This window comes from Bradyrhizobium sp. JYMT SZCCT0428, assembly GCF_018131075.1.
Lineage (GTDB): Bacteria > Pseudomonadota > Alphaproteobacteria > Rhizobiales > Xanthobacteraceae > Bradyrhizobium.
Map to the genome: position 1 here is coordinate 243,596 of NZ_JAFCLS010000001.1, position 24,848 is coordinate 268,443.

General features: G+C 60.9%; 25 protein-coding genes. 5 read left to right on the top strand and 20 right to left on the bottom strand.

All coding sequences use genetic code 11. The annotated features are described in order from the left end of the window. Position 1: 1 nt before the first annotated feature. The 10 genes from JQ575_RS01270 to JQ575_RS01315 form a co-directional block, all read right to left on the bottom strand. Entirely contained in the window at positions 2-640 is a 639-nt protein-coding gene (locus JQ575_RS01270) for a NapC/NirT family cytochrome c (protein WP_212031468.1), read from the bottom strand. Further along, a complete protein-coding gene (locus JQ575_RS01275) occupies positions 637-1,107 on the bottom strand; it encodes a nitrate reductase cytochrome c-type subunit (protein WP_212031470.1) in 471 nt (156 codons plus the stop codon). Before JQ575_RS01275 ends, JQ575_RS01270 begins: the two co-directional genes overlap by 4 nt. Continuing rightward, positions 1,104-3,617 (bottom strand): nitrate reductase catalytic subunit NapA, encoded by a 2,514-nt coding sequence (napA, locus tag JQ575_RS01280; protein WP_212031472.1) that lies wholly within the window; start codon positions 3,615-3,617, stop codon positions 1,104-1,106. Before napA ends, JQ575_RS01275 begins: the two co-directional genes overlap by 4 nt. Positions 3,618-3,633: 16 nt before the next feature. Next, positions 3,634-3,957, bottom strand: coding sequence for a chaperone NapD (locus tag JQ575_RS01285; RefSeq protein WP_212031474.1), 324 nt, complete (start codon positions 3,955-3,957; stop codon positions 3,634-3,636). Positions 3,958-3,981: 24 nt separating this feature from the next. Next, on the bottom strand, positions 3,982-4,164 hold the full coding sequence (gene napE / locus JQ575_RS01290; RefSeq protein WP_212031475.1) for a periplasmic nitrate reductase, NapE protein: 183 nt from the start codon (positions 4,162-4,164) through the stop codon (positions 3,982-3,984). A gap of 159 nt (positions 4,165-4,323) precedes the next feature. Then, the gene (locus JQ575_RS01295) at positions 4,324-4,755 is read right to left on the bottom strand and encodes a hypothetical protein (protein ID WP_212031477.1); all 432 of its coding nucleotides are present in this window, start codon (positions 4,753-4,755) and stop codon (positions 4,324-4,326) included. A 19-nt stretch (positions 4,756-4,774) separates the two neighbouring features. Beyond that, the gene (locus JQ575_RS01300; protein WP_212031478.1) at positions 4,775-5,701 is read right to left on the bottom strand and encodes a DUF2950 domain-containing protein; all 927 of its coding nucleotides are present in this window, start codon (positions 5,699-5,701) and stop codon (positions 4,775-4,777) included. Next, positions 5,698-7,368, bottom strand: a complete 1,671-nt coding sequence (locus JQ575_RS01305; RefSeq protein ID WP_212031479.1) for a DUF3300 domain-containing protein — start codon at positions 7,366-7,368, stop codon at positions 5,698-5,700. Before JQ575_RS01305 ends, JQ575_RS01300 begins: the two co-directional genes overlap by 4 nt. Before the next feature lie 102 nt (positions 7,369-7,470). Next, positions 7,471-9,369, bottom strand: a complete 1,899-nt coding sequence (locus JQ575_RS01310) for a sensor histidine kinase (protein ID WP_212031480.1) — start codon at positions 9,367-9,369, stop codon at positions 7,471-7,473. Positions 9,370-9,497: 128 nt separating this feature from the next. Next, the gene (locus JQ575_RS01315) at positions 9,498-9,917 is read right to left on the bottom strand and encodes a hypothetical protein (RefSeq protein ID WP_212031481.1); all 420 of its coding nucleotides are present in this window, start codon (positions 9,915-9,917) and stop codon (positions 9,498-9,500) included. A 241-nt stretch (positions 9,918-10,158) separates the two neighbouring features. Between JQ575_RS01315 and JQ575_RS01320 the strand changes: the two genes are divergently transcribed. Both JQ575_RS01320 and ppk2 read left to right on the top strand, forming a co-directional pair. Continuing rightward, a complete protein-coding gene (locus JQ575_RS01320) occupies positions 10,159-10,614 on the top strand; it encodes a hypothetical protein (protein WP_192734998.1) in 456 nt (151 codons plus the stop codon). A 39-nt stretch (positions 10,615-10,653) separates the two neighbouring features. Further along, positions 10,654-11,454 (top strand): polyphosphate kinase 2, encoded by an 801-nt coding sequence (gene ppk2 / locus JQ575_RS01325; RefSeq protein ID WP_249166357.1) that lies wholly within the window; start codon positions 10,654-10,656, stop codon positions 11,452-11,454. A gap of 56 nt (positions 11,455-11,510) precedes the next feature. On the opposite strand, the gene JQ575_RS01330 is transcribed toward ppk2, so the two are convergent. The 5 genes from JQ575_RS01330 to JQ575_RS01350 all read right to left on the bottom strand — a co-directional run bounded on the left by JQ575_RS01330 (position 11,511) and on the right by JQ575_RS01350 (position 19,074). Further along, positions 11,511-11,945, bottom strand: coding sequence for a hypothetical protein (locus JQ575_RS01330; RefSeq protein ID WP_212031482.1), 435 nt, complete (start codon positions 11,943-11,945; stop codon positions 11,511-11,513). A gap of 35 nt (positions 11,946-11,980) precedes the next feature. Next, the gene (locus JQ575_RS01335) at positions 11,981-13,681 is read right to left on the bottom strand and encodes an aspartate:alanine exchanger family transporter (RefSeq protein WP_212031483.1); all 1,701 of its coding nucleotides are present in this window, start codon (positions 13,679-13,681) and stop codon (positions 11,981-11,983) included. Between the two features lie 15 nt (positions 13,682-13,696). Beyond that, complete coding sequence (locus tag JQ575_RS01340) at positions 13,697-16,450, bottom strand: decarboxylase (RefSeq protein WP_212031484.1); 2,754 nt, start codon at positions 16,448-16,450, stop codon at positions 13,697-13,699. 213 nt (positions 16,451-16,663) lie between these two features. Next, positions 16,664-18,400 (bottom strand): SulP family inorganic anion transporter, encoded by a 1,737-nt coding sequence (locus tag JQ575_RS01345; RefSeq protein WP_212031485.1) that lies wholly within the window; start codon positions 18,398-18,400, stop codon positions 16,664-16,666. After that, a complete protein-coding gene (locus tag JQ575_RS01350; protein ID WP_212031486.1) occupies positions 18,397-19,074 on the bottom strand; it encodes a YoaK family protein in 678 nt (225 codons plus the stop codon). Before JQ575_RS01350 ends, JQ575_RS01345 begins: the two co-directional genes overlap by 4 nt. A gap of 296 nt (positions 19,075-19,370) precedes the next feature. Between JQ575_RS01350 and JQ575_RS01355 the strand changes: the two genes are divergently transcribed. Beyond that, the gene (locus tag JQ575_RS01355; RefSeq protein ID WP_212031487.1) at positions 19,371-20,261 is read left to right on the top strand and encodes a S9 family peptidase; all 891 of its coding nucleotides are present in this window, start codon (positions 19,371-19,373) and stop codon (positions 20,259-20,261) included. A 28-nt stretch (positions 20,262-20,289) separates the two neighbouring features. After that, entirely contained in the window at positions 20,290-20,907 is a 618-nt protein-coding gene (locus JQ575_RS01360) for an invasion associated locus B family protein (RefSeq protein WP_212031488.1), read from the top strand. Between the two features lie 11 nt (positions 20,908-20,918). Here JQ575_RS01360 and JQ575_RS01365 read toward each other — a convergent pair whose 3' ends face one another. Both JQ575_RS01365 and JQ575_RS01370 read right to left on the bottom strand, forming a co-directional pair. Beyond that, a complete protein-coding gene (locus JQ575_RS01365; RefSeq protein ID WP_212031489.1) occupies positions 20,919-21,290 on the bottom strand; it encodes a response regulator transcription factor in 372 nt (123 codons plus the stop codon). Positions 21,291-21,475: 185 nt separating this feature from the next. Next, positions 21,476-22,111: a response regulator transcription factor gene (locus tag JQ575_RS01370; protein ID WP_212031594.1), complete on the bottom strand. Its 636-nt coding sequence runs from the start codon at positions 22,109-22,111 to the stop codon at positions 21,476-21,478. Positions 22,112-22,426: 315 nt separating this feature from the next. Between JQ575_RS01370 and JQ575_RS01375 the strand changes: the two genes are divergently transcribed. Continuing rightward, the gene (locus JQ575_RS01375; protein ID WP_211995868.1) at positions 22,427-23,110 is read left to right on the top strand and encodes a helix-turn-helix domain-containing protein; all 684 of its coding nucleotides are present in this window, start codon (positions 22,427-22,429) and stop codon (positions 23,108-23,110) included. Here the strand turns inward: JQ575_RS01375 and JQ575_RS01380 are convergent. The 3 genes from JQ575_RS01380 to JQ575_RS01390 are packed head-to-tail and all read right to left on the bottom strand — an operon-like array spanning position 23,067 to position 24,845. Beyond that, on the bottom strand, positions 23,067-23,546 hold the full coding sequence (locus JQ575_RS01380) for a potassium channel family protein (protein ID WP_212031490.1): 480 nt from the start codon (positions 23,544-23,546) through the stop codon (positions 23,067-23,069). The genes JQ575_RS01375 and JQ575_RS01380 overlap by 44 nt on opposite strands. A 58-nt stretch (positions 23,547-23,604) precedes the next feature. Then, complete coding sequence (locus JQ575_RS01385; RefSeq protein WP_212031491.1) at positions 23,605-23,949, bottom strand: phasin family protein; 345 nt, start codon at positions 23,947-23,949, stop codon at positions 23,605-23,607. Between the two features lie 26 nt (positions 23,950-23,975). Further along, on the bottom strand, positions 23,976-24,845 hold the full coding sequence (locus JQ575_RS01390; protein ID WP_212031492.1) for an alpha/beta fold hydrolase: 870 nt from the start codon (positions 24,843-24,845) through the stop codon (positions 23,976-23,978). Between the last annotated feature and the right edge of the window lie 3 nt (positions 24,846-24,848).

Genomic DNA, 24,848 nt, shown 5'->3' on the forward strand with positions numbered 1-24,848 from the left:
GCTATTGCCAGCCTGGAACGCCGCGCATGTCGGGTAGATGGTGGGCGATACCCTTGTGGCAGTCGATGCAGGTTTTCTCGTTGGTGAACAGAAAGCGCTGATGCGCGGTGGCCGCGCGTGGCGATTGCCGGGTGATGTCCATGGACTCGGCGCTGTGGCAGTTGCGGCACTCCAGCGAATCATTGGCCTTGAGGCGCGCCCATTCGTGCAGGGCCAGTTCGAGCCGGTGATCCACGAATTTCTCTCGCGTATTGATCCTGCCGAATAGATGACCCCAGACCTCTTTGGATGCCTGCATCTTGCGCGCGATCTTGTCGGTCCAGTCGTGCGGCACGTGGCAATCCGGGCAGGTCGCGCGCACGCCGGAGCGGTTGGAGAAATGAATCGTGGTCTTCAGTTCCGCAAACACGTTGTCGCGCATCTCATGGCAGCTGGTGCAGAATTTCTCGGTGTTGGTCAATTCCAGCGCGGTGTTGAAGCCGCCCCAAAACACCACGCCGGCGACGAAGCCGGCGAACACCAGCACGCCAAGGCCAAACACCGAACTTGGCCGTCGCAGGACATCCCACAATTCGACGACAAAGGCCCAAAACCGGGCGAGCCAGGATCGTCGCGACACACCTTGGTCAGCAGCGCTCATCGCCGCCCCCCGGGTGCGGCGCGGCTGAGCAGAGTGTCGATATCGACGAAATCATTGTCGACTGGCGGCTTCACCATATTCTGCGGAACGTGGCATTCAGTGCAGAAGAAGCGCCGCGGCGACACCGAGGCAAGGAACTGGCCGTCCCGATCCATGAAGTGGGTGATGCTGACCATCGGGGCCTGCGACTCTCCGGTCCGCGCGCGGGCGTGACAGGAAAGGCACTTGTTTCCGTTCATATCGATCTGATAGCCGTCAGTGGTATGGGGGATCACCGGCGGCTGCTCGGGATAGTTTCGCACCTCCTTCTCGGTGGTGTTGCGCAACGGCGTCATCGGCGCCGCCGGCCCCTCTTCATTGAGTGGCGTCGAGCCGCGCAGCCCGGAACTGACGGTTTGAGCGACCAGCGAAGTCGAGGCGCTGGCGGAGAGAATGGCCAGTGCCACAAGCCAGTGTTTCCCGATCATGTGCTTTGTACCCGCTCGATACGCACCGCGCATTTCTTGAAATCGGTCTGCAGCGAGATCGGATCGGTCGCGTCCAGCGTCACCTTGTTGATCATCTGCGCTTCGTCAAACCACGGCACGAACACCAGCCCGCGCGGCGGCTTGTCGCGGCCGCGCGTTTCGAGGCGGGTCCGGATGTAGCCGCGGCGGGACTGCACTTTCACTTCGTCGCCGCGCCGCAGCTTCAGTTCGGCTGCGTCGTCCGGGTGCATGAAGCACACGGCTTCCGGGAACGCCTTGTAGAGTTCGGGGACGCGGCGCGTCATGGTGCCCGAATGCCAGTGCTCCAGCACGCGGCCGGTGGAGAGCCAGAAGGGGTATTCGCTATCGGGCACTTCCGGCGGCGGTTCATAGGGCAGTGCGAAGATGCGTGCCTTGCCGTCCGGGAATCCATAGAACTCCACGCCCTTGCCGTTCTTCACATAGGAATCGGTACCTTCGCGGAAGCGCCATTTGGTCTCCTGGCCGTTGACCACCGGCCAGCGCAGGCCGCGTACCTGATGATAAGTGTCGAATGCCGCCAAGTCGTGCCCGTGACCTCGGCCAAAGCCGGCGTATTCCTCGAACATGCCCTTCTGGACATAGAAGCCGAACGCCTTCGATTCATCGTTCAGATAACCGTCCTCGATATCGGACACCGGGAACTTGTCGATCTGTCCGTTGGCATAGAGCACGTCAAACAGCGTCTTGCCGCGGTATTCGGGCTTCTTGGCAATGAGCTCCTCGGGCCACACTTCCTCGATTTTGAAGCGTTTCGAAAACTCCATTAACTGCCAGAGGTCCGATCGCGACTCACCCGGCGCGGTGACCATCTGGTGCCAGAACTGTGTGCGCCGCTCGGCGTTGCCGTAGGCCCCTTCCTTTTCGACCCACATCGCGGTCGGCAGGATCAGGTCGGCGGCAAGCGCCGTCACCGACGGATAGGCGTCGCTGACCACGATGAAGTTATCGGGATTGCGGAAGCCGGGATAGGTTTCCTCGTTGACGTTAGGCCCGGCCTGCAAATTGTTGTTGACCTGAACCCAATAGGCATTGAGCAGCCCGTCCTTGAGCATCCGGCTCTGCAGCACCGCGTGATAGCCTGGCTTGTCCGGAATGGTGCCCTCCGGCAGCTTCCAGATCCGTTCTGCGATGTCGCGATGCGCCTTGTTGTTCACGACCATATCGGCCGGCAGGCGATGCGAGAACGTGCCGACTTCACGGGCGGTGCCGCACGCCGAGGGCTGGCCGGTGAGCGAGAACGGGCTGTTGCCGGGCTCGGAGATTTTCCCCGTCAGCAAATGGATATTGTAGACGAGGTTATTGCACCAAACGCCGCGGGTGTGCTGATTGAAGCCCATGGTCCAGAAGCTCGTGACCTTGATCTTCGGATCGGCATAGAGTTCGGCCAGCGCCTCAATCCGGTTGACCGGCACGCCCGACATCTCGGCCGCTTTCTCCAGCGTGTAGTCGGAGACGAACTTGGCGTATTCCTCGAAGGTCATGTCGGTCGCGTCATTGGCCTTGGCTGCGCCAGTCGCTTTTTTCTGCAACGGATGTTCGGGGCGAAGGCCGTAGCCGATGTCGGTCTGGCCGCGTTTGAAAACCGTATGCTTCGCAACGAAGTCCTTGTTCACCCGGCCGGTCTTGATGATGTGGTTGGCAACGGCATTGAGCAGATAAAGGTCAGTCTGCGGCTTGAACACCATGCCAATATCGGCGAGGTCGAACGAGCGGTGTTCGAACGCCGACAACACGGCGACGCGAACATGCGGCGCGCTCAACCGACGGTCTGCAAGGCGCGTCCACAGGATCGGATGCATCTCGGCCATGTTGGAGCCCCACAGCACGAAAGCGTCCGCAGCCTCGATGTCGTCGTAGCAGCCCATCGGCTCGTCGATGCCAAAGGTACGCATCATGCCGGCCACCGCCGACGCCATGCAGTGCCTTGCATTGGGGTCGATGTTGTTACTGCGCAAACCAGCCTTGAACAGCTTGGCCGCGGCGTAGCCTTCCCAGATCGTCCATTGCCCGGAGCCGAACATGCCGACACCACTCGGCCCGCGCTTTTTCAGGGCGTCCTTGTACTTCTCCGCCATGATGTCGAAGGCTTCATCCCAGGACACCGGCTCGAACTCGCCCTTCTTGTCGAATTTGCCGTTGGTCTTGCGCAGCATCGGTCTGGTCAGGCGGTCATGGCCGTACATGATCTTTGAGAGGAAGTAGCCCTTCACGCAGTTCAGCCCGCGATTGACCTCCGATTTGATGTCGCCGTGGGTAGCGACCACGCGGTTATCCTTGGTCGCCACCATAACGCTGCATCCGGTGCCGCAGAACCGGCACGCTGCCTTTTCCCACTTCAATTCGCTTACGCCACGTTCGGTGACGAGGTTGGCGGCGGCAGCGGCGGCAGGCATCCCGCCCGCGAGAGCGGCCATCGCTGCTGCCTCGAGTTTGAGAACCTGACGGCGGTCCAGCCTGGAGTCGGTCATGACGGTCCTTCCGCAATCAGGAGGTCGCGTCGAGCGCGTGGAAAACGAGCGAGGCGGAGTAAACGTCAGGCAGCCGCGCGATGTTGTTGAGCGTGGTCCCGAGTGAGCCGGAATCCGGCGAATCGACCACGACGACGAGTTTGCCAATGGGATCACGGCCATGGATCTCGCATCCCTCCATGGTCACGATGGCGGCCTCCACGTCGGCGAGGTGCTCCGGCCGGGCCTGCACCAGAATGCTGGCGATTTCGCCGCCGGGCGGCGCTATCACGCGGTCCGGCTTGATCAGTCGGCCGGTCATCAGCGCACGGCGGTCGACAGCGGAGTGAGACTTGGCCATGTACCTACCTCCGAAAGCCGGGAGTCATCGATCCGGCGGACCCGGCGGGCCCGTAACGATCTGAGATATCCAAACCGCGAGTCCGTAACTGCCGACAACGGCGACGGTCAGCGCGGGCATCAGCACGGCGGTCAGAAATAGAAACGCGAAGATTTCCATGCGCCTGCGGCGCGGACGTCCGCTCGTGTCATCGCTCGCCAAAGCCATGCGTGATCCCACTCGAGATTTTAGGATTGGCGGCATCGGGGCCGCTGCCGGCACCCAGCATGGCGCGCCGGGGGCGATTAGCTTTGATCTAGATCAAGGCAACCCGCGAAGTCTTGAAGGTGCCAGGAGGCTGGTCTCCAGGCCGTTCGAAAATCCGTCTCACTTCAGCGAGATCGCAATCCGGCTGACGTTGGCGGCGAACTCCATTCCCGCCTTTGGACCTCGCAGCGCGATGACCACGCCCTTCTCATTCCCGAGTTGAACGCCTCCGGCGCCACCAACGAAGGCGCCGCCAGCCCCTACGGAGCTGTAGGTACCGGCAAAATCGCTGACCTGCTTGATGCCTGACGCCCAACCTTCGAGACGATTGACAGATCCTCCCGCCGTGACACCGAGGCTGAGACCGGAGACTCTGAATGGATAGTCGCGGCCGCGATAGGTCAGGACGCCGCTGCCGCCGCCGGCGCCGAGCATCAGACCTGCTTTGGCGAACTTGAGCCGGACGTATCCGGAGGCTTGCGCGAACGATGATGTTGTCGAAACGATAATTGCGAAGACCGCGATCGCGGCGACCCGGATTGCAGACGGCATTGCTCCAACCCTCCTCCGCTCAAGGGGCCGCCACATCCACCTTCTTCCAGGTGTGATCCGGATCGAACAGGTGGATGCGCCCGACAATCCTCAACGTCCGATCTCCAAGATCCTTCTCATAGACGGTACCGGCATGATTGACTATGAAGGTCATAACTCCGGAATTTCCATACTCGGCGGGATATGCGATCAGCGCGAAGCCGCCGATCATCTTGCCCTTGACGACGTAATTGAACGCACCGCCCGGCGCATCAGACCCCTGCCCCCGCATGATCCGAAAATAGTATCCGTGATAGGGCTCCGCCTGCTCCGCCTTGTATCCCTCGGCGGAGGCTTGCGCCATCAGTTCGCCAAACGGGCTTGGGTCGCTGTCGTCGCGCCAGAACAGCCCGTCCTTCTTGCCAGGGCTACTGACGACACGTTGCGCGTAAACGCCTGCTCCCTCGCCGGTGCGATCCTTTTCGGCATACTCGTTCTGGGCATCCACAAAAGCCAGGCTGGTCTGGATCGCGTCCAGTTCATTGCGTCCGATACGACGGTATAGAACTTCACGACGTCCGGCAGCCGTGTCGAACTCCCAGCCAGTCCTGCCATTCACCAACGGAATCGGGAATGGAAAATCATCTGCGCCCAGTATCAGCGTGGCTTTCTTGTTTCCCTCGGTCCGAATGGAATTCCTGGCATCATAGGCCGACAGGAAACGTTGCCGCATCTCGGCGTCAGCAACATCATCGCCGGACTCGACAATGTCAGCCCCGGCATTGCCGAGGACCTTCAGAATGGCGCTCTTGGTGCCGGTCTTGACGGCTGCAACCAAAGCGGCCGCAGCGTTCTCCGGCGAGGGATAGGCCTGCTGCGCCTGAGATGCCGAAGTCAGCAGCGCCGCTACCGCGATTGTGCCGACGACCGTCAAAGCTATCCGACAGAGCGATTTGCGGATGATCATGGCAAGATCTCCCGTGGCGTGGGAATCCTTGCGCCACCGGCAAGCCAGTCGGTGTAGGAACCGAACTTCAATCCCAGCTGTTCATAGTAGACGCGCAGATAGCCGTCCCGGCCGCGGGTCACCGCTTCCGGCATCAGGCTCTTCACTTCCTGCGCGATGACGCCGACATAGGGCTTGGTGCTGCCGAGATAGCTGAAGCGGTAGTAGCCGAGACCATTGGCGAGATGACCGAGCAGCACGACATCGTGTTTCAGAGCGATATCGGAGCGCCGTCCACCACCGCCGCCACGAAAGCCACCACCGCCACCGCCGCCACGGAACCCGCCGCCTCCTCCCATGGCGGCTCTGCCGCCAAAGCCGCCTCCGCCGCCCCCGGCGAAGCTCGGACCGCCACCGCGCGGACCCATGCTCGCCATGCTGGCCCGGCCGCGGGCCGATTGCGCGGCGGCGGCCCTGCCCGACGACACATTCATTGCCCCGCCGCGAGCGCCGGCGCCGCCACGGTTCGCAGCCTTGGCACGATCTCCGCCACCTTTGGCGGCCTTGGCACGATCGCCGCCACCCTTGGCGCGATCCGCCGTGCTTGGGCGATTGGCGCGATCACCGCCGGGCCGATCACGCGAGGCTGCGCGGTCGCCAGTACGATCACCCGCACGATCGCCGACCCGGTCGCCGGCGCGATCTCCGCCGCCCGGACGGTCCTGTCCCGGTCGAATCACCTGCTGACCGTCGCGACCGCGGAAATCCATCCGGTTCGCGGCACCGGCCTTCAGATTGTTGTTGCCGAAGCGCTGCTGAACGTTGACGTTGTTGTACCGCACGCCCTGGCGATGCGCCGGATTGTGCTGCCAGCTGTTTCCGATGTTGGTGGTCCTGTTGAAGTGGTTGACGTAGAGATTGCGGTTGCCCCAGTTGAATCCGCCGCCCCAGTAATTGCCCCAGCGGCCGATGGCCCAAGCCGCGCCGAAGGCAAGACCCGTCGCGATGACGCCCGCGCCGATATAGGACGGATAGCCAAAATAGTACGGCGGATATTCCGCGTAAGGCCAGGCCCCGTAAACCGCCGCCGGTTCGTAGTACGGCACATACATCGTATTTGGATCGGCCGACTCGATGACGATGGCCTGCTTGTTCTCCTGTGTCTGAACGCTGACCTTCTGTTGCTTGGTGGTGACCAGCTTCTTGTTGTCATAGGCTTTGGAACGAAGACGCTGGATCGCGTCCATCACATCCGGTTGCTGCGCGAGCACGGCATCGCCAAGACTCTTGGTCCAGTCCACCTTGTCGCTCATCATCGAAATCACGTCCGGCGTGCTGGCAAGCGCCTTGACGCTGTCATCCCAGGATTGCTTGTCGACTTCCTTTTTGAGGGCATCGCCCTTCAGCGCCTTGCGCTCCTTCAGCCAGCGATCGGCTTGCACCACTTCCAGCGGGTAGGTCGACGCCGCCAGCACATTCGCCAGCAGTTCGTCTGGGTAGAGCGCGATCGGCGCCACCATTGCTTCGAGTTGGGCAGGCTTCAGCAGCTCGGCACTCGGCTGAGGCTGGCTGGCCGGCTGGGCTGAAGTGCCGGCGGCAGGCGGGTTATCGGATGTCTGCGCCGAGACGGCGGCTGGCATCGCCACCATCAGCGCGAACGCGATCAGGGTCTTACCGCAGCGGAACATCACACCCTCCTTCGGGGTCCATCGCGGCAAGCATCGGTCCGGGGCCGGGTCGTTCTTTGATAAAGATCAAGGAATCTAGATGAGGGGCGCGGCCGGCCTGGATCAGGCCGAAATTGATCGGCCGCGGGCGATCGGCAGTCTGATCGTGAGTAGCGCGCCACCTGACGGCTGGTTCTCCACCGAGATCTTGCCGTGGTGCGCTTCGACAATGGTGCGAACAATGGCAAGCCCCATGCCCATGCCCTGCGGTTTTGTCGTGAAGAACGGATCGAAGACCTTCTTGAGATTCTCCGCTTCGATACCGGGGCCGGTGTCCCCAACCCGGATTTCCGCGGAGGCGCCGGAGCGATTCGTGGTTACGCTGATTTCGCGCTTTCTTGGTTCGGCTTCGGATATGGCGTCCATCGCGTTGATGATCAGATTCAGAATCACCTGCTGCAGCTGAACGGGATCGCCCTTGATGCGCAGATCAACCAAGGCTGGGGTATAGCTCAGTTGGATTTCGCGTCCATGGGCCAGGGCCGACACAAATCCGATAACTTCCCGCACCGTCTCGTTCACATCGAGTTCTATCATTTCGAACGGTGTTTTCCTCAGCACGCCGCGAAGCCGGCGTATCACCTCACTGGCGCGCAGGTCATCACGTCGGATGTCAGCAAGAATTTCCTTGAGCTCTTCCAGATTCGGCGAAGCCCCCTTGAGTATCGATTCTGCCGTTTCGGTGTTGGTAAGAATGGAACCGAGCGGTTGGTTCAGTTCATGCGCAATAGATGTCGTCAATTCTCCGGCTGCCGCATAGCGGTTGACGTGTGCAAGCTCCGCCATGCGTTGGCGTGATTCGACTTCGGCAAGACGGCGGCGCTGTCGTTCATGGAGCAATCCGCTGATCAATACGCCCTGGACCAGGATGACGCCGCCAATCAACGCCAACTGCCAACCATATTTTTCCCAGATGCTGGGCTCACGAAACAGGATCGCGCTCCCTGGGGGCAGATTGCTTCGGCTGATGTCCCAGCGCTGCATCTGCCGCCAGTCGTACTTCGGAGACGCAAAACCGATCGGCTGCACCTTGATATTGCCCGGCTTCTCGCCCCCGAGAATGCGGATCGTTGCGCTGGCGGTCTGCCGGCTGGATTCAGCGATCGAATGCATCGGACCACCCACGGTATCTCCATCGAAAAACGCTTCCTGGAAGGAGAAGATCGGAGCGTTCGCGACCGCATGGAGTCTACGCAAAGCGAGATCGCCTTCATGGGCAACACCCGCCGCATCGACCGACATCAAGCCCCAGAACAGGACCGTGTGCGGCGGGAGCACCTTTGCCTGCTTCAGAATTTCCTCAAACGGGAGGTCCGCGTACCAGACGAATGCGACCCGGTTTTCGAAGGGCTTGGCTTCCTGCTTCACTTCATCGAGCCAGAACTTCTCCAGAGGCGAGGCACCGGTGACGACGGCAATCGTCTTTGTGTCCGGCAGGACCTGAAGAATGCTGCCGAAAAAGGCTGAGAAGTCGTTGTAGACCGAGACGACCGTGTCATTGTCGGTCAGCAGCGAGCGGTCAACCAGTCGCTGCTCGATCGCCGTCAGCACCATGGGTGCGTCAGGGAAAAGCTGTCCGCGATATTTCTGGACAAATCGAGCCGCAGGCGCCCCAATGCTCAGCACGATATCCGGCTGATGGCCAGCGTACAGCGACCGTAGATAGTCGACAAACGGTGCCTCCGGTCCCGGGTTGTTAAACCGTGCCGTCAGCAAACTATGCTCCTGAACGTCCAGCGGCCGTGGCGATTGCTGCTCGAGCGCCACCTTGATGCTTAGGGCATATGCGCTCCAAGGCCGAAAGTCGCGTCCGAAAGAATGCAACATCAGGACACGTTTGGGTTCGCCCTGCGGCGCACTGCTAGCCGATCCAGGCAACATCGCAGCCAGAATCAAGAGACAGACGCAGAGACGAACGGCCAGGACTGGCCAGATCGCTCCGATCTGGATGCGTCCGCTCATGCTGTTACCCCCGGTCGTCCGAGCGGTGCATTCGAGCACAATTCGAGCGCGAATCATACTGCAGCGGACGGTCTCACCCGTGTGGAAACGCTGCCTTCAGCAACGCGTCGTGATCGGGATGCGACACCCTAGATCTGACAGCGGTGATATTTTACTTCCATTTCGTCCATCCCCGGAAACTCCCGGGAGATAGTGTTGTCATCGAGTATCTTCAGGAAAAACTGGACGTTTGAAAGCATGATACCCGAGGCACAAGCGACGACCATATTGACGTTTTGAGCGTTTTCCTTCTTCGACTTGATCGAGCATTTCTCGAACTTTCCCCTCAGGCGATTGGCCTCGACGATGAAGCCGCCGCCGTAGACGCCGGAAAAGCTCGTAAAGGTGACCTGGTTCGCGCGACCTCTGCGGGCAAACACTTTTCTGCATTGCTCTGCACTGGTAGCCCATGCGCCGGTGAGTTCGAACGCCTTCACCTCCTGCAGCGACAATAAGCCGGCGCCCGCCGTGATCGCCGTGGCAATCAGGAGCTTTCGAAGTGCAGCCATCGGCTTCCCCTTGAATCCCAATCAGTGGCGGCTCAATAGAAGGGCAGATGATGCTTGCCCATCGGATGAAGCTGCGCGTTCAACGTTCTCTCCTCGAAACGAGCCAGGCGGCTCGAGACATTCCCGTGCACCGTGCGTATGCCGGCTGCCGATTTGCTTGATTTGAATCAAGGAAACGATGTCGACGCCGCCTAGCCTTGTGACACCGCTGAAGCAAAATAGCCGTTCAGGAGCCTCGGCCATGTCGCGCAACATCGATGACCTGATTCCCAGTGCGAAGAAGATCCAGCAGGAAGCCGCCCTCAAGGAGGCGGAAAAGGCCGAGCAATACGCGCGACTTGCGGCTGCGGCCGAAGCTGAGAAGCGGGCCCTGATCGAGCGGCTTGCCCGACCGTCAGGCAAGTCAGAGGAAGAGAAGGTTCAGCTTGCTTCGACCATTATCCAGCGAGCGGTGCGAAACGGACTGACGGAAGTGCAGGTGTATCGGTTCCCTAACTCGCTGTGCACCGACAAGGGGCGCGCGATCAATCAGCAGGAACGGGGTTGGGAGAACACGTTGACGGGGATTCCAAAGGAAATATTCCAACTCTGGACCGACTACCTGCAACCGCGCGGCTATCGCATCAGCTACCAGATCATTGACTACCCGGGAGGTGTGCCGGGCGACATCGGCATCACCATCGCCTGGGGTGACTGAGAGTAGCTCGGACAGAATCTGATCTGACGGCAGGATGGTATGTCAGCCAAGGCGCCCACCGCAGGGATGAAACGCAAGGCCTATGAGAAAGAGCTGGGAAAGCTCCAGGTCGAACTTTGCCATCTCCAAGAATGGGTGAAGGCGAACAATCTTCGGGTCATCGTCCTGTTCGAAGGCCGGGATGCCGCCGGCAAGGGTGGCACGATCAAGGCGATCACCGAAAAGGTCAGTCCTCGCGTGTTTCGGGTGGTCGCCCTGCCCGCACCGTCGGACCGCGAGAAGACGCAACTGTTCCTGCAGCGCTACATGCAGCATTTTCCGGCGGCGGGCGAAATCGTCATCTTCGACCGCAGCTGGTACAATCGCGCCGGCGTCGAATATGTGATGGGGTTCTGCACGCCGGCAGAGCACAAGCGATTCCTTTCGTTGTGTCCTCAGATGGAGAAATACGTCATCGAAGGCGGCATCATCCTGATCAAACTCTGGCTCGAGGTTGGAATGGACGAGCAGGAGCGTCGTTTCAGGGCCCGCATCGATGATCCGCTACGGCAATGGAAGCTGAGCCCGATGGATACGGAATCGTACCAGCGATGGTACGATTATTCGCGGGCGCGAGACCTGATGCTCAAGGCAACCAGCACCAAACACGCGCCTTGGTACATCATTCGCTCCAATGACAAGCGCCGGGCACGCCTGAACTGCATCGCGCATCTGCTGAAAATGATCCCGCACAAGCGCGTGAAAAGAGCCAAGGTCGAGCTGCCGAAGCGTTCCGACAAGCGGCGCTATAACGACCAGACCGGGCTGCGGGGGATGAAGTTCGTTGCGGAACGGTACTGAACGGATCGGACGCGCTTTGGCGCAGCCCGATCCGTTCAAATTCCATTCTCGAAAAACTATTTCAAGCGTATCGTCACCCCGCCGACCGCCGCCGACACTTCAGCGCCGACCCTCGGGCCACTTAGCTGCAAGATCACGCCGTTGGCATTCTGCAATTGAACGCCTCCCGCGCCGGCCGCGACGGCCCCGCCGGCTCCGACGGTACCGTAGGTGCCTTCGATCGAAGCTGGTCCTTTCAGATTGAGCGCCCGACCGACAAACTTGGTGGTCGAGGCCCCGACCGTGAAGCCGACGCTCATGCCCGATACGGTGAATGGATAGCGCTTGCCGCGGAGGACCAGCACGCCCTCGCCGCCACCTACCCCAACGATGAACCCGCCCTTGGTGAAGACGACGGCGACCTGGCCGGTCTCGGCTCGCGATGAAGTAGTGAGACCTGCCACGCCGATGACAAGGGCGATCAAGGCAACGCTGAGGTTAAACCTTCTCATATTTCTTCCTCTCGTGAGACGCTGTGCAACACGCACTATTGGGCCAGGAGCATCGCGAAATATCCAAACACCGTGAGCAATATTCCGGACACGGCGTAGGCGACCGGGAACCCGATCCAGGGCACGCTGCTCTGGATTTCCACGGCGGCTTCACGGCAAGGACCGGAGTGCGAGCGCGCACCGGCAACGCCGCCCATCAGTACAGCCGGGTTGATCTTGAAGACGTGATAACCGATCGCCCAGACGATGAACGGCGGGATCGTGCAGGCGATGAACCCGACGATGAAGATCTTCAGTGCGAGCGCCCCGGTCAGTTGCGCCAGCAGTCCGGCCCCGGCATTGACGCCGACGATGGCGACGAAGACGACGAGGCCGAGGTCCTCCAGCACGTTGCGTGCCGCGTTTGGCGTGTTGCCGAAGAAGCGCAGCCGCGAGACGACGGACGACACGATCACACCGGACAGCAGCAGGCCACCGGCGTTTCCGAGGCCGATCGAGGCGCCGAACGCCGGAAACGAAATCATACCGATCAGAAGTCCTAGAATCATGCCTGCGGCGAGTGTGAGGAGGTCGGTAGCCGTATTGGTCCTGGCGACACGGCCCCACATTTCAGCGAGTTCATTCACGGCGGACTTCAAGCCGACGACCGAGACGATATCCATCCGCTGCAGTTCGGTCTTGAGACCGGCCGGAAACGGCACGCCGCCACGCTCGACCTTGGTGACCTGAAGCTGACCTGCCATAGCTTCGCCGCGGAACGATTCGAACGTACGCCCGACGACCGCCTTGTTGGTGACGAGGATTTCGGCCTGGTCCAGGGGAATGCCGAGCGTCTTGGCGTCGGCAACTTCGGGACCGATCAGCCCCATCTTCTCGGTGAGGTGTGCGGTCGCGCCACCAAGCGCGACGATATCGCCCTTGTTCAGCACGAGATCGGGATCGGCGCCGAGCTGTTCGCCGCCTCGGGACACATTGACGATACGATACTCGGGATTGCTCAAGCGAAACTTGGCAATGCTCATACCGACCTGAGCCTGATTTTCAAGCCGGTAGGCACGAAGGCCAAACTGCCGGAACCCGGTCAGGCCACCACCTTCGAGATCCCTGACGCCGAACTCGGCTTCATACTGCTTCGCCGCCGCCTTGGCATCGACGCCCCACCAGCGCGGCAAATATTTGCAGATCAGGATGATGCCGACGGTACCCCAGATATAGGTGATACCGTAGGACAGCGCGATCATGCCGGTGGCGTCCTCGGGCTTCACGCCCGCTGGCAGCTTGACGACGCCCGATGTGATGGCCTGCTCCGCCGAGCCGATCGCGGCAGACATGGTCTGTGAACCCGCAAGCATGCCGCCGGCCGCGCCGGGTGGCAGCGCGAACAACTTTGCACCGAGCACGACAAGCGCAAGCCCGAGCACGCTCGACACCACAGCGAGAACGCAAAACTTCAGACCGTCGCCCTTCAGGCTGTTGACGAAGGACGGTCCGACCCGCAAGCCGACGCCATACATGAACAGGTAATAGAACAGGCTCTTGGCAAAATTGTTCAGCTCCAGCTTCACACCATAGAGCGACGCCGTCACCGACAGCGCCGCGCCGACCACGATGGCGCCGGCAACCATGCCAAGGCCGTAGCCCTTGATGTTGGCGCGGCCGATCCAGACGGCGAGCCCGACGACGAAGAACAGCAGCAGATAAGGATTCTGCTGCAGGAATGTGAAAAAGCCCTGCATGGTCGTCGTCCCTCTCTATGAGGCAGCCTTCAGTTTCGGTGCGGCGCCAGGCTTCGGCCTGCCGATCTTCGCCAAGGCTTCGGTGCGCACGAGCTTCAAGCCTTCCTTGGCGTCGTAACCGTGGATTTCCTTCACATCGAGCTTGCGCATGAAGTCGATGGTTTCCTGGGTGATGACCTGGCCTGGCACCATGATCGGGAAGCCCGGCGGATACGGGATCACGAAGCTGGCCGAGACGAGGTCGGGACCCGCCTTCAGGCGGCGGTCGATCTCGGCGTCGCCCAGACGGATGTATTCGCAGCCTGGGGCGTCATACGCCGCATAGAAGCCGCTGCGGATGTCGCCCTCGTTGGTCTTGGCGCCCGCATCGCCACGGAAGCTCGGGTGGAAATGCGAGAAGTTCGGCAGGTCGGGCACATCGGTCATCAGGCTCTTCACCCGCGCCTCGAACGTCTTCTTCGCATTGGCGCCGCCCTGCGTCAGGCCGCGGTCCACTTCACCGGCGATCTCCGCCAGCACCCGCACGAGGTGAGCCACGTCGCTGCGCGTGTTGTTGATGTTGGACTGCAGCAGAACCGAGTTGCGGGAGGTCTTGTTGATCTGGATGTTGTACTCGCTCGCCAGAATGCCCTTGAACTGCGTCCCGTCGAAGCCAGCCATCCCACAGACCAGGGTCATGCGGGTCGGATCGAGGCAGAACTCGTCGTCATCCAGGCTCTTCAGGGCGGTTGCCCAGTTCGCGCTCGGGTCCAGATAGTCCTTGAAGCCGCTTTGGCGGTATTGCGCGGGCACCATTGCGTCCGCACCGAGGATCCGGAAATATTTCGAGATCAGCGGATTGGTGTTGACCGCCCGGCGAATGGCGACCGCGATCTCGATCGCATTGGCCACGAGCCCATAGCCCTCGAGCTCCATCTGGCGTCTCGAGACGTCGAGGCTTGCGATGAGCTGCTGGTTTGGACTGGTCGAGGCATGGGTGAATACCGCCTCCTTGAATTGCTGCTCGACGGTGTGGAACTCGACGTCCTTGACCGACAGCATCGAGCCTTGCCGGATCGCCGACATCGATTTGTGCGTGGAATTGGTCTGATAGACGCGTAGCCGAATCTGCCGCGGGTCGGGGATCAGCCGGGTCTTGAGCAGCACTTCGTTCGACGGATTCTTGCCAAGTTCGGACTGCTGCTTTTCATAAGCCGCAACCGATTTTGGGTCGCGCATCCACGCCTCGATCTCGTTGGCGGCCCCCAGTCCGGTACGTCGCCTGAGGAACGGCGAAAACCGCGCGAAGCCGAACCAGGCCTCATCCCACAGGAAGATCAGGTCGGGCTTGATCGCGAGACATTCCTCCATCACCCGGCGGGTGTTGTAGATATGGCCATCGAAGGTGCAGTTGGTCAGATCAAGCATCTTGACCCGATCGAGCCGGCCGTCGGCCTTGGCATTCAGGAGCGCGTGCTTGATGGTGTTCAGCGGCACCGCGCCATACATCGAATATTCCGTCATCGGGAACGCTTCGACATAGAGCGGCTGCGCGCCTGCCAGAACCATGCCGTAGTGGTGCGATTTGTGGCAGTTGCGATCGACGATCGCGATGTCGCCCGGCGCGAGCAGCGCCTGAACGGCCATCTTGTTCGACGTCGAGGTGCCGTTGGTCACAAAGAAGACGCGATCGGCGCCAAGCGCGCGGGCCGCCTTGTCCTGCGCCTTCTTGATGTTGCCGGTCGGCTCCAGCAGGCTATCGAGACCGCCCGTGGTCGCGCTGCTCTCGGCCAGGAACAGGTTCAGGCCGTAGAACTCGCCCATGTCCCGGATCCAGTCCGATCTAAAGACGGACTTGCCGCGCGCGATCGGCAACGCATGGAACGTCCCGATCGGGCGCTGCGCATATTTCTTGAGATTGTCGAAGAACGGGGTGTCGAAACGATCCTGGATCCCTTCCAGAATCGACAGATGGAGTTCCAAAAGCTCCTCGATCGAATAGAAGATCCGCCGGAACACATTGGCGTCGGGGCTTCCAGCCATCTGCTCGACATCGCGATTGGACATCAGATACAGGTCAAGCTCGGGTCGCACCCGGTTGATGATATGGGCGAGTCGCAGCGCTGATGCATCCGACTCATCGTTGAGGCCGGCGGCAGTCATCATGGGGCGGAGCACGGTCGCGTCATGGCGTGAGCGAAGGGCAAAGCCTTCATTGATGACAACGGACGCGATGTTGGGATTCAGCATCACCGCGCAGAAGGCATCTTCCAGGCTGCCGACGATGACCGGCTCATAGATGAACCCATCGACTGGACGACGCAGCTTGCGCCACTCGGTCGCAAGCGTCGGCCAGTCGCTGGCTGAGAGACCGGTGACGATCAGTGTTTCGAAATATGGACGGCGCCCCGCTTGCGGCGCGAATGTCGTCGGCACCAGGTCGGGATCCTCCCCGTTGCCGTCATCTTTCAGATTCCAGTCGCTGGCGTGCTGACGGAACGACCTCGTCGTCAGGGCCTGCATGATCCGTGTCGCCAGGGCCAGCGAGGCCGCCGCATCCCCGGCCGAAGCGGCCTCCCGCAACGCAGCCATCAGTCGCAGGCCGGGATAGCCGTGAAACTCTTCCGTCACCGACAGAACGGCCAGCGCGGCATCGTAGGTCGCACGATCCCCGCCTCGAGCCCACACCTTGGCGCCTTCGACCAGATCACGCCAGTCGTCCGCCCGTCCACCGGGCCCGGTGAGGAACTGATCGATGCGCTTCTGTGCGGGCTTGGTGTCCTTCGACATATTTTTCTCCCGATCCTTGCAGGGGTGATGGCTCCCAGGATCGTGCCCGCCTGTCCGATCACTCCTTTGATCCAAGTCAAGGGTCGCTCGCTGCCAGGACAAACTCGTCAAGCCGCCGCCAATGCTGCGCTTCGCAACGCGATAAGCGTGAGGGAGGTCAGGTTGTGGCTTGGTAGTATCAGTGCCGCATCGCCTGTATCGGCGTGCAACCCGTCAGTTTTCACGGGCGGCCGGTCGTTCCAAAGGGAGATCGGATCGCTCCCTGGCCTTACTCTCTTCCAGCACGCTGTCGAGCGTCCGGAGCCATGCCCCGCTATCCGTTCTGTCCGCCAACCCTTCCGCCCTTAACAGATCTCGCAGCTGCGCATGGGCGCCTACGATGCAGAACGTCACATGACGCGATGCCAGCTCGTCATGGAGGTCAAGCAACATGCGCGCCCCGGCCAGATCGATATAGGGGGACGCCGAGAGATCGCAGGCAACCAGCTTGACGTCAGGCGATCTTCGGAACGCCGTCAGAACCGTATCCAGTATAGTCTCGGCATTGATGTAGAGCAGCGATGCCTCAGGCCGGAATGCGATCACGCCGACCAATGGCTCCACGCCCTCGTGCCTGGCGCTGTCGGAATAGCGGCCGGTTCCGGGAAGCCGCCCGAGAAACGCGATGTTGGGCCGCGACGCACGGGCAAGCAGCAGGAAGATGGATGCAAGGGCGGCAAGCAGCACGCCTTGCAGGATTCCAAGCAGCAACACGGAGACCAGCGCGATCGCCGCGGCGTAGAAGTCGATCCTGCTGACCCTCCACATCCAGATCAGCGCGCGGACGTCGACCAGCTTGTAAACGGCAACCAGGACAATGCCGGCCAACACTGCTTTGGGAAGATTGGTCAGCAATCCCGTAAAGAACAGCAGGCAAAGCGCAAGGGCAAACGAGCAAACCACCAGTGCCAGCGGCGTGCGCGCTCCTCCCGAGTCGTTGACGGCGGATTGCGACAACCCGCCGGCGACGGGATAGCCATGGCCAAACGCGACTGCGAGGTTTGCGGCGCCCAGGCCCAGGAATTCCTGCCGCACATCAAGGCTGTATCCATGCTTCGCTGCAAAACTCCGGGCCGCCGAGACACCTTCTATGTAGGCCAGCAGCAGACACCCGGCCGCTATTGGAAACAGCTCCTGGAATTCGAGCATCCCGAAAGTCGGCACCTGGAAAGCCGGCAATCCTTCCGGAATGCTGCCGGTAACGGGTATGCCCAGCGACGGAAGACCGAACAAGGTTGCCAGGAAAATTGACATTGCCACGACGGCCAATCCGACCGGCCTGCCCGGCAGAAACCGGCCGCCAAGGAGCAAGAGCAGGATTGCAGCAACCCCAATTGCCAATACGAGCAGATTGGTGTCGCCGACTTGACCTGCAAGCCGGATGACCCGGTCGAAGAAGTTGTGGCCTCCGCCGGCCACGCCGAACAGGCTCGGCAACTGACTCATGATGATTGTCAGTCCGGCCCCTGCCTTGAAGCCGACAAGGATGCTGTCGCTGACCAGGCGGACGAGAATGCTGAGTTTGAAAAGCCAGGCAATCAGGCAAAGCAGCGCCACAGCGCAGGCTGCAAGGCTGGCGATCTGCGCGAATCGAACCGCGTCACCTCCAGCCAGGGACCCAGCGGTGCCGGCAATCATCAGCGAGATCGCGGAGGTCGGGCCGACCGCGAGCTGGCGCGACGAACCGAGCAACGCATAGCCGATGCCGCCGAGCATATAGCCGTAAATGCCGACCTGCGGCGGCAACCCGGCCAGGCCTGCATAAGCCAGTGATACCGGGATCGCATAGGCGGCGAGCGTCACGCCGGCGATCGCATCATGGCGCAGCCAGGACGGCTGATACTCGGCAAGCCAGGCCGACGGAGGAAAAATCCGTATCCAGCCCGTTCGCTGAGACGATCGTGATTTCATGGACGCTCCTCGTTGGGGCGTATCTCGCAGCGAAACAAAACAATCAGCAGTGCCACCACGGGCAAGCCGAGCGCGAGGTCCGGGATGAACTTCGTTGCGTAGGCGCCGACCGCCGCCCCGATACCGAATGCGACGCACAAGGCGCCGAAAATGCCGGGGCGGCGCAGCGAGCCAAATTGTCCGGAGACCACGGCGAACAGCCCCTCGATCGCCTGTCGTAGATTGCCGGTTATCATCACCGAGCTGTAGATCACCCCTTCGACCTTGGTGAATATCGCGGCTTGCATGGCGGCAACGAACGAAATGCCCAGTGTACCCGCCAGATCCGGCAAGCGATTGTGCAGGATGCCGACCGTGATGAGCATCACAATCTCGATAAGCGTGCTGATCGCACTGGCCCGCTCTCCTGTCGCGCTGCGCAGAAATGCGGCCATCACGATCCCCACCGCGAATGCCAGCATGGGAGGAACAAAGTGAAGCGCCCGCGTCCATTCGCCCGTCGTGGCATAAACCCAGAGCAGGACAAGGTTCGCCGTCTGCGCGTTGGCCATCACGCCGTGGATGATCCAGGTATAGGCGTCGAGATAACCGCCGGCGAAGGCCAGCAGCAGCGCGACCTGCACCGTTTCGTCGCGGCGTATCGGCGGACTGGCGGCGATATCCATTGAAGTCATGTCAATACGCGGTCTTGTCGCGGGTCCGGCTCGGCTCGATAGGCAACATCTCAACCCCGACGGGGCTTGATCTGGATCAAGCCTTCGGGGAGTTCGCTCCAATCAAATCGGTACGCAATCGAACCGTGTGCCCGGGAATGCGAGCATGGCCAGTGTCAGCGGGATCACTGCTCCGGAAAGCTCTCTGCCGCCGTCGAGGACTCGCATTCTTTGCATCCCTGAGCGTACCGACGTCAGTTGCCTGCACCTTCGTTGGTTGAGCTTTGCTTCAGGTGCTACATCGAGGGAGACGCGCCATGAGTCAGCAGAGCTTACGTAGCCTGATCGCCACGCTATTGCTGCTATTCGCCCCCCTGATCACGCCGTCGCGCGCCGAAGATCAGGCCGCATCCCGCTCAATCCAGGAGGAGATCTGGGCACTGCCGCTGCCGCTGCCGATGTTCGCCTATGTGGTGCGGCCGGTCGGTGACGGGCCGTTCCCGCTTGCGATCATGAATCACGGCGTCTCGATGACTGCGACCGGCCGCAGCTTTTTCCCGCTTGTGGAATTTCGCGACGCCGCCAAGTGGTTTGCCCAACGCGGCTATCTCGTGGTGGCCCCCGTCGGCACCGGATACGGCGCAGCCGCCATCGACATACCCGAGCATGGGCTCTACGGCCCGTTCTTCTCGAAAGTCGGAAAGTGCAGCAATCCCAACTTCCACGCTCCCGGCCTTGCGGTTGCTCAAGTCGACCTCTGGATCATCGACTATATGGCTGCCGAGAAACGCATCCTGCCAAAGGATGTCATCGTCGTCGGGCAATCCGCCGGCGGATGGGCCTCGATCGCGCTTTCAAGCCTGAACCCGCCCCAGGTCAAGGCAATCATCACCTTTGCCGCAGGCCGGGGCGGCCGCGTCGACGGCAAGCCGAACAACAATTGCGCGCCCGACAAACTGGTGGAAGCAACCGGCGAGTTCGGCCGCACATCGCGGGTGCCGATGCTGTGGATCTATATCGAGAACGACACCTTCTTTGGCCCGGTCCTCTCGAAACGCATGCACGAGGCCTTTAGCGCGGCGGGCGGCAAGGCCGAATACCATTTGGTACCGCCGTTCGGCGGCGATGGACATTTCTTTATCGGGTCTCCCGACGCCATCCCGATCTGGTCCCCGATCGTGTCGAAATTTCTGAATGAACAAAGGTAGAGAACGGCCATAGCCTGGAGGAGCAGACATGACGCGCTCACATCGCAGCGAACCGCGGCTCAATTATGCGAAGTCCTCCTTTTGCGCGCTTGTTATGGCGGCGGTCGCGAGCATCGCGTTCGGCCAGTCAGCCGTATCGCAACAGACCTCGACGACCGCGCCGACGGGGACCGAAATTGCGCCCCGTGGGCAGCGCGAAGTCAAGGATCTCACCTATAGTGACTGGAAGAAGCTCTGCTTCAAGCCCGGCGGCGCAAAAATGATCTGCCGGACCTCGATATCAGGCACGTTCCCGACCGGTCAAATGGCGGTCCGCGTCGATATCATCGAGCGTGAAGGCGACGCCACGGCACGGCTGCAGGTGTTCTGCCCCGTCGGCATGTATCTGCCGAAGCCGGCCACGCTTACCATCGACCAAGGCAAGCCCCATGATGTGCCCTATACCTGGTGCCTCACCAACGCCTGCATCGCGGGCGCCGCGGCAGACCCGAAGATGGTCCAGGAAATGAGTTCAGGGCAAATGCTGCGGCTGGAATTCGTTGATTCAGGCCTGCTGTCGGTTTCGACGTCGCTGCCGCTCGGCCAGTTCGCGTCCATCCACAAGGGGGCGCCGGCGCAGACGTTCGAACAGGACATCGATGAATGAGACAAGTTTGTCTAAGCGGCAGCGCTTACTTTTTGGATGGGCTCGATGAGCGAAGATGCGGTAAACGGCTTGGTCAGGTATGCGATGCAGCCTGATCCCATTGCCGCTGCGCGGTTCGCATCACTGTCATTGCCGGTAATGAAGATAACCGGCAGGACGCACCCCCTGTCGGCGAGGTAACGCCGCAACGCGATGCCGGATTCTCCCTTGAGGTCAATATCCAGCACAATACAAAATGCTGCGCCGAAATCCGCGTAACTGAGCAGCTCCGCACCAGACTCGAAGAGGATTGCGTTGAAGCCGTGCTTGTTCAGCAACCGCTTCATGCCCTCGCGCATTGAGGAATCATCATCAACCACGAAAATTGACTTGCGGATCGACAAAGTGCTCGGCCTTCAGGTTTGATACAATTCAAAACCATTCGGCGACCCGCGCCAACTATTCTGAAGTATGAGTAGGCCGCGCGAGCGCCACTGGGGCACCCCTAGTTAGACATCCGCCCGCAAACTTTCATATTGTCCTCATGTGCAAGGTGGTCGGAACGGGATCCAGCGGTACCCCAATCTGCCTATTTGCCGGAGTTGGTATCCGGAAGCAGCACACCCATCCGCACGGCCCTCGAAACCAATTCCGCCAGCGAATGCGCTTGCAGTTTTTCCATCACCTGATGGCGGTGCGCCTTCACGGTGCGTTCGGTCGTTCCGAGATCGTTGGCAATCTGCTTGTTCATCTTGCCACGCACGATCAGATTGAACACCTGTCGCTCGCGCGGCGTCAGCGTTGCAACGAGGGCGAGAAAAGAATCGAGGTCAGTCTGTTGGCTGCGGGCGAGGTCGCAACGAGCCAAGGCGCGCTCGATTGCGCCAATCATTTGTTCTGACGGTATCGGCTTGGTCAGGAAATCCTCAGCCCCCGCCTTGATAGCCCGCACGGTCGTCGGGATATCGGAATGACCGGTGACGAACACGATCGGCAAGATCGATCCGAGCTCGACGAGGCGATTTTGCAGTTCAAGACCGCTCAGCCCCGGCATCTGCACATCGAGCAGGATGCATCCCGGCATTTCATCGTCGCCCGGTAGGCAATCCAATAGATGCTGCGCCGATGAGTGGGTTTCTACCTGATAGCCCGCATGTCTCAGGCGCCGTTCGATCGCCGTTCGAAACGAGGCGTCGTCATCGACCACGTGAACAAGGCCAGGCATTTCCCCTCCTAGCCGCCGAACCAAACCCGGCGATCCGGCCAGGTCCAAGCACTGCGCAATCCAAGTACTTCGCAATCAAGCTCTAAATGTATTCTATCGAACATATGGTTTGGCAGTGCAACGGTGCGGTACTCACCTCGCAACATACTGCCGGTTGTCCTTTGGGACAATGAACCTTGGGACAATAGTTTCAGGTACGGCTTACGTCCAAGGTGACCTGCGGTCGAAAACGAAAGGCAATGTCCGCATCCTCCGCGACAAATTGCTTCACCCAAACGTGGCACCACGTAGCGCCCTCAGTACAGGAGTTGGCCAATGTTTGTGCGGATCACGGCCGATTCGGCATCCCGTCCCAACACGCTCGACGCACTCGGCATGGAGAGCTATTCAAATCCGCTCGTTAGTTTAAGCGAATTCAATTACAAAAAAGGGACCGAGATATTTGGAGAGAAAGAACCTGCGGAATACGTCTATCAGGTGAAAGCCGGTGCGGTGCGGAGCTACAAGTTGCTTTCGGACGGCCGTCGCCAGATCGGCGCGTTTCACCTTGTGGGCGACATCTTCGGACTCGAGAACGGAAGCGAACACCGGTTTACCGCAGAGGCGATCGTGAACACGACGGTTCGCCTGATCAAGCGGCGCAGCCTTGAGATCGTGGCCGAGAGCGACGCCATGGTCTCGCGAAACCTGCTCAGCATGACCACGAGCAACCTGCAGCATGCCGAGGACCACATGCTGCTGCTCGGCCGCAAGACCTCGCTGGAGCGGGTCGCCGCCTTCCTGATCGAGATGGATCGGCGGCTTACGGCGGCGGGCGTCATGCCACTGCCGATGTCACGCCGCGACATTGCAGATTATCTCGGCCTGACGCTCGAAACTGTCTCGCGCGCGTTGTCGCGGCTGCATGAACTCGGCATCATCGGCTTCATCGGCACCAATCAGCGCCAGATCGTGCTTATGGATCGCCAGGAGCTGGCCAATCTCGACCTGCAGCACTGAACCCCGGTGCCCCGGTTGAGGCGAGATGCTCGTGCGTCTTGCGCAGCACCTCGAACAGGACGGCGGTTGACCAGCCGAACATCAGAATGCCGTTCATCGCGGTCATCGGCCCGCTTAGCCGCCACGCCTGCACGGGCGTGATATCACCGTAGCCGAGCGTGGTATAATTGACGAAAGAAAAATAGAGCAGATCGCTGCCGGCAGGCGCCGCGCCGACGATCGCGTAGGCCAACGCCCAAACAAAGATCTCCAGCGTGTGCGCCACCATCAGGGCCACCGCAGTCGCGACCATCACGGCCATCAAGTGCGCTCTCGGCCACCTTGTGTGCCGCTGCCCGGCGGCGCGGGCAATGCCGGCCGCGCCGACGGTCACCAGCGCATGGATCATGATATTGAGCACGCTGACGACGAAGCCTACCAGCAATTCAAGCGCCATCGCCGTCTCTTGGATCGGCAGAGGCGCGACCCATCCTCTGATTACATGGCAGCCAGTCTCAGCTCTTCGGGGTGAATGCGCTGGTCGCCGCTTTCATGGCGGATTCACCCATGCTCCTGGCCTGCTCGGTCATCGCCCGCATCTGGTCCTGGTAGAACTCGGACTGGATCTTGAAAGCGTCCTGCGCATCCTTGGCTTGAATCAGCTTATCGCCGAGGTCGAATGTCGCAGTCACATTGCGCTGCACCTGACTGCAGAACTGCTTGACCTGGTCGGAAGCCGGCAGCTGCGAAGCGCCCTTCTCGAGCAATTCAAAATACTCCACCATGGCCTTTCGAATGCGGCCGTTGGCTTCGGAAAGCATCGCGCGAACGCTGTCAGCGGAAGGATTGATATCAGCCATGACACTACTCCTCGTGAGAGATCGGACTAAACCTTATCGCGGAAGCCGCCGAACCAGGCGCCAAAATAGCCGGCGTAGAGCGCAGGCAGTTCGAGATTCATCGAATGCCCGATACCGGGTACAACCACGAGCCGGCAATCCGGCATCGCCGTCGCCATCGTTCGGAGGTCGCTCGTTGGAATCCAGCCGTCCCACTCGCCCCACAGCACCAGATGCGGATGTCGGATCTCGGGCATTCGGCGCTCCAGCTCGCCGCTTTCCCGCTCGTGTGTGAGATTGACGGGGGTCCCGATCCAGACGCCTTCGGAGACGCCAAAGGTTTGCTCCAGGATTCGTTCGAACAGCGCTTCGATCTGTTCAAGCCCGGTACGGAATTGCGGAACAATGTTCGGCGCAAGGCTATCCGGCACGAACAGCGAGGACGCCGCCGTCGCCATGATTTCCCGCGTCAACTTCCTGCTCGCCATCATCGAACGGAAGAGACCGATCTGATCGGCATTGAACGCCATGCCGAGCGGCGTGACCGGATCGAGGGCGAACACCCGTCCGAACCGCTGTGGCTGCATCAGAAGCATCCGCGCGGCGATGATGCCTCCGGTCGAATGTGTCGCCAAATGACAGAACGTGATGTCGAGCGTATCGAGCGCAGCCAGCATGTCCTGTGCATGCTGCTGCATCGAGTAGTTGGAATAGCCGACCGCAGGCTTTGGGCGGTCGCTTTCACCGCAGCCGCGCCAGTCGATCCCGATCACACGCAGGCCGCTAGGGAACAGCGGCGCGGCGAGTTCGATCCAATCCTTGCTGGCGAGATTGCCGTGGATGAAGACGACGGTAGCATCGCCGCCTCCCCACTCTCGCCAGCCCAGCTGGACCTCGCCCGCCTGCACCCGTGCCATGAC

What these genes read in the sequence shown, in the direction of transcription:
- JQ575_RS01340 (WP_212031484.1), bottom strand. Translation starts at nt 16,450, where the DNA reads ATGTCGAAGGACACCAAGCCCGCACAGAAGCGCATCGATCAGTTCCTC.
- JQ575_RS01275 (WP_212031470.1), bottom strand. Translation starts at nt 1,107, where the DNA reads ATGATCGGGAAACACTGGCTTGTGGCACTGGCCATTCTCTCCGCCAGC.
- JQ575_RS01345 (WP_212031485.1), bottom strand. Translation starts at nt 18,400, where the DNA reads ATGAAATCACGATCGTCTCAGCGAACGGGCTGGATACGGATTTTTCCT.
- JQ575_RS01310 (WP_212031480.1), bottom strand. Translation starts at nt 9,369, where the DNA reads ATGAGCGGACGCATCCAGATCGGAGCGATCTGGCCAGTCCTGGCCGTT.
- JQ575_RS01335 (WP_212031483.1), bottom strand. Translation starts at nt 13,681, where the DNA reads ATGCAGGGCTTTTTCACATTCCTGCAGCAGAATCCTTATCTGCTGCTG.
- JQ575_RS01380 (WP_212031490.1), bottom strand. Translation starts at nt 23,546, where the DNA reads ATGGCGCTTGAATTGCTGGTAGGCTTCGTCGTCAGCGTGCTCAATATC.
- ppk2 (WP_249166357.1), top strand. Translation starts at nt 10,654, where the DNA reads ATGTCAGCCAAGGCGCCCACCGCAGGGATGAAACGCAAGGCCTATGAG.
- JQ575_RS01370 (WP_212031594.1), bottom strand. Translation starts at nt 22,111, where the DNA reads ATGCCTGGCCTTGTTCACGTGGTCGATGACGACGCCTCGTTTCGAACG.
- JQ575_RS01315 (WP_212031481.1), bottom strand. Translation starts at nt 9,917, where the DNA reads ATGGCTGCACTTCGAAAGCTCCTGATTGCCACGGCGATCACGGCGGGC.
- napE (WP_212031475.1), bottom strand. Translation starts at nt 4,164, where the DNA reads ATGGCTTTGGCGAGCGATGACACGAGCGGACGTCCGCGCCGCAGGCGC.
- JQ575_RS01360 (WP_212031488.1), top strand. Translation starts at nt 20,290, where the DNA reads ATGACGCGCTCACATCGCAGCGAACCGCGGCTCAATTATGCGAAGTCC.
- JQ575_RS01285 (WP_212031474.1), bottom strand. Translation starts at nt 3,957, where the DNA reads ATGGCCAAGTCTCACTCCGCTGTCGACCGCCGTGCGCTGATGACCGGC.
- JQ575_RS01330 (WP_212031482.1), bottom strand. Translation starts at nt 11,945, where the DNA reads ATGAGAAGGTTTAACCTCAGCGTTGCCTTGATCGCCCTTGTCATCGGC.
- JQ575_RS01270 (WP_212031468.1), bottom strand. Translation starts at nt 640, where the DNA reads ATGAGCGCTGCTGACCAAGGTGTGTCGCGACGATCCTGGCTCGCCCGG.
- JQ575_RS01355 (WP_212031487.1), top strand. Translation starts at nt 19,371, where the DNA reads ATGAGTCAGCAGAGCTTACGTAGCCTGATCGCCACGCTATTGCTGCTA.
- JQ575_RS01300 (WP_212031478.1), bottom strand. Translation starts at nt 5,701, where the DNA reads ATGATCATCCGCAAATCGCTCTGTCGGATAGCTTTGACGGTCGTCGGC.
- JQ575_RS01320 (WP_192734998.1), top strand. Translation starts at nt 10,159, where the DNA reads ATGTCGCGCAACATCGATGACCTGATTCCCAGTGCGAAGAAGATCCAG.
- napA (WP_212031472.1), bottom strand. Translation starts at nt 3,617, where the DNA reads ATGACCGACTCCAGGCTGGACCGCCGTCAGGTTCTCAAACTCGAGGCA.
- JQ575_RS01385 (WP_212031491.1), bottom strand. Translation starts at nt 23,949, where the DNA reads ATGGCTGATATCAATCCTTCCGCTGACAGCGTTCGCGCGATGCTTTCC.
- JQ575_RS01375 (WP_211995868.1), top strand. Translation starts at nt 22,427, where the DNA reads ATGTTTGTGCGGATCACGGCCGATTCGGCATCCCGTCCCAACACGCTC.
- JQ575_RS01305 (WP_212031479.1), bottom strand. Translation starts at nt 7,368, where the DNA reads ATGTTCCGCTGCGGTAAGACCCTGATCGCGTTCGCGCTGATGGTGGCG.
- JQ575_RS01295 (WP_212031477.1), bottom strand. Translation starts at nt 4,755, where the DNA reads ATGCCGTCTGCAATCCGGGTCGCCGCGATCGCGGTCTTCGCAATTATC.
- JQ575_RS01390 (WP_212031492.1), bottom strand. Translation starts at nt 24,845, where the DNA reads ATGGCACGGGTGCAGGCGGGCGAGGTCCAGCTGGGCTGGCGAGAGTGG.
- JQ575_RS01350 (WP_212031486.1), bottom strand. Translation starts at nt 19,074, where the DNA reads ATGACTTCAATGGATATCGCCGCCAGTCCGCCGATACGCCGCGACGAA.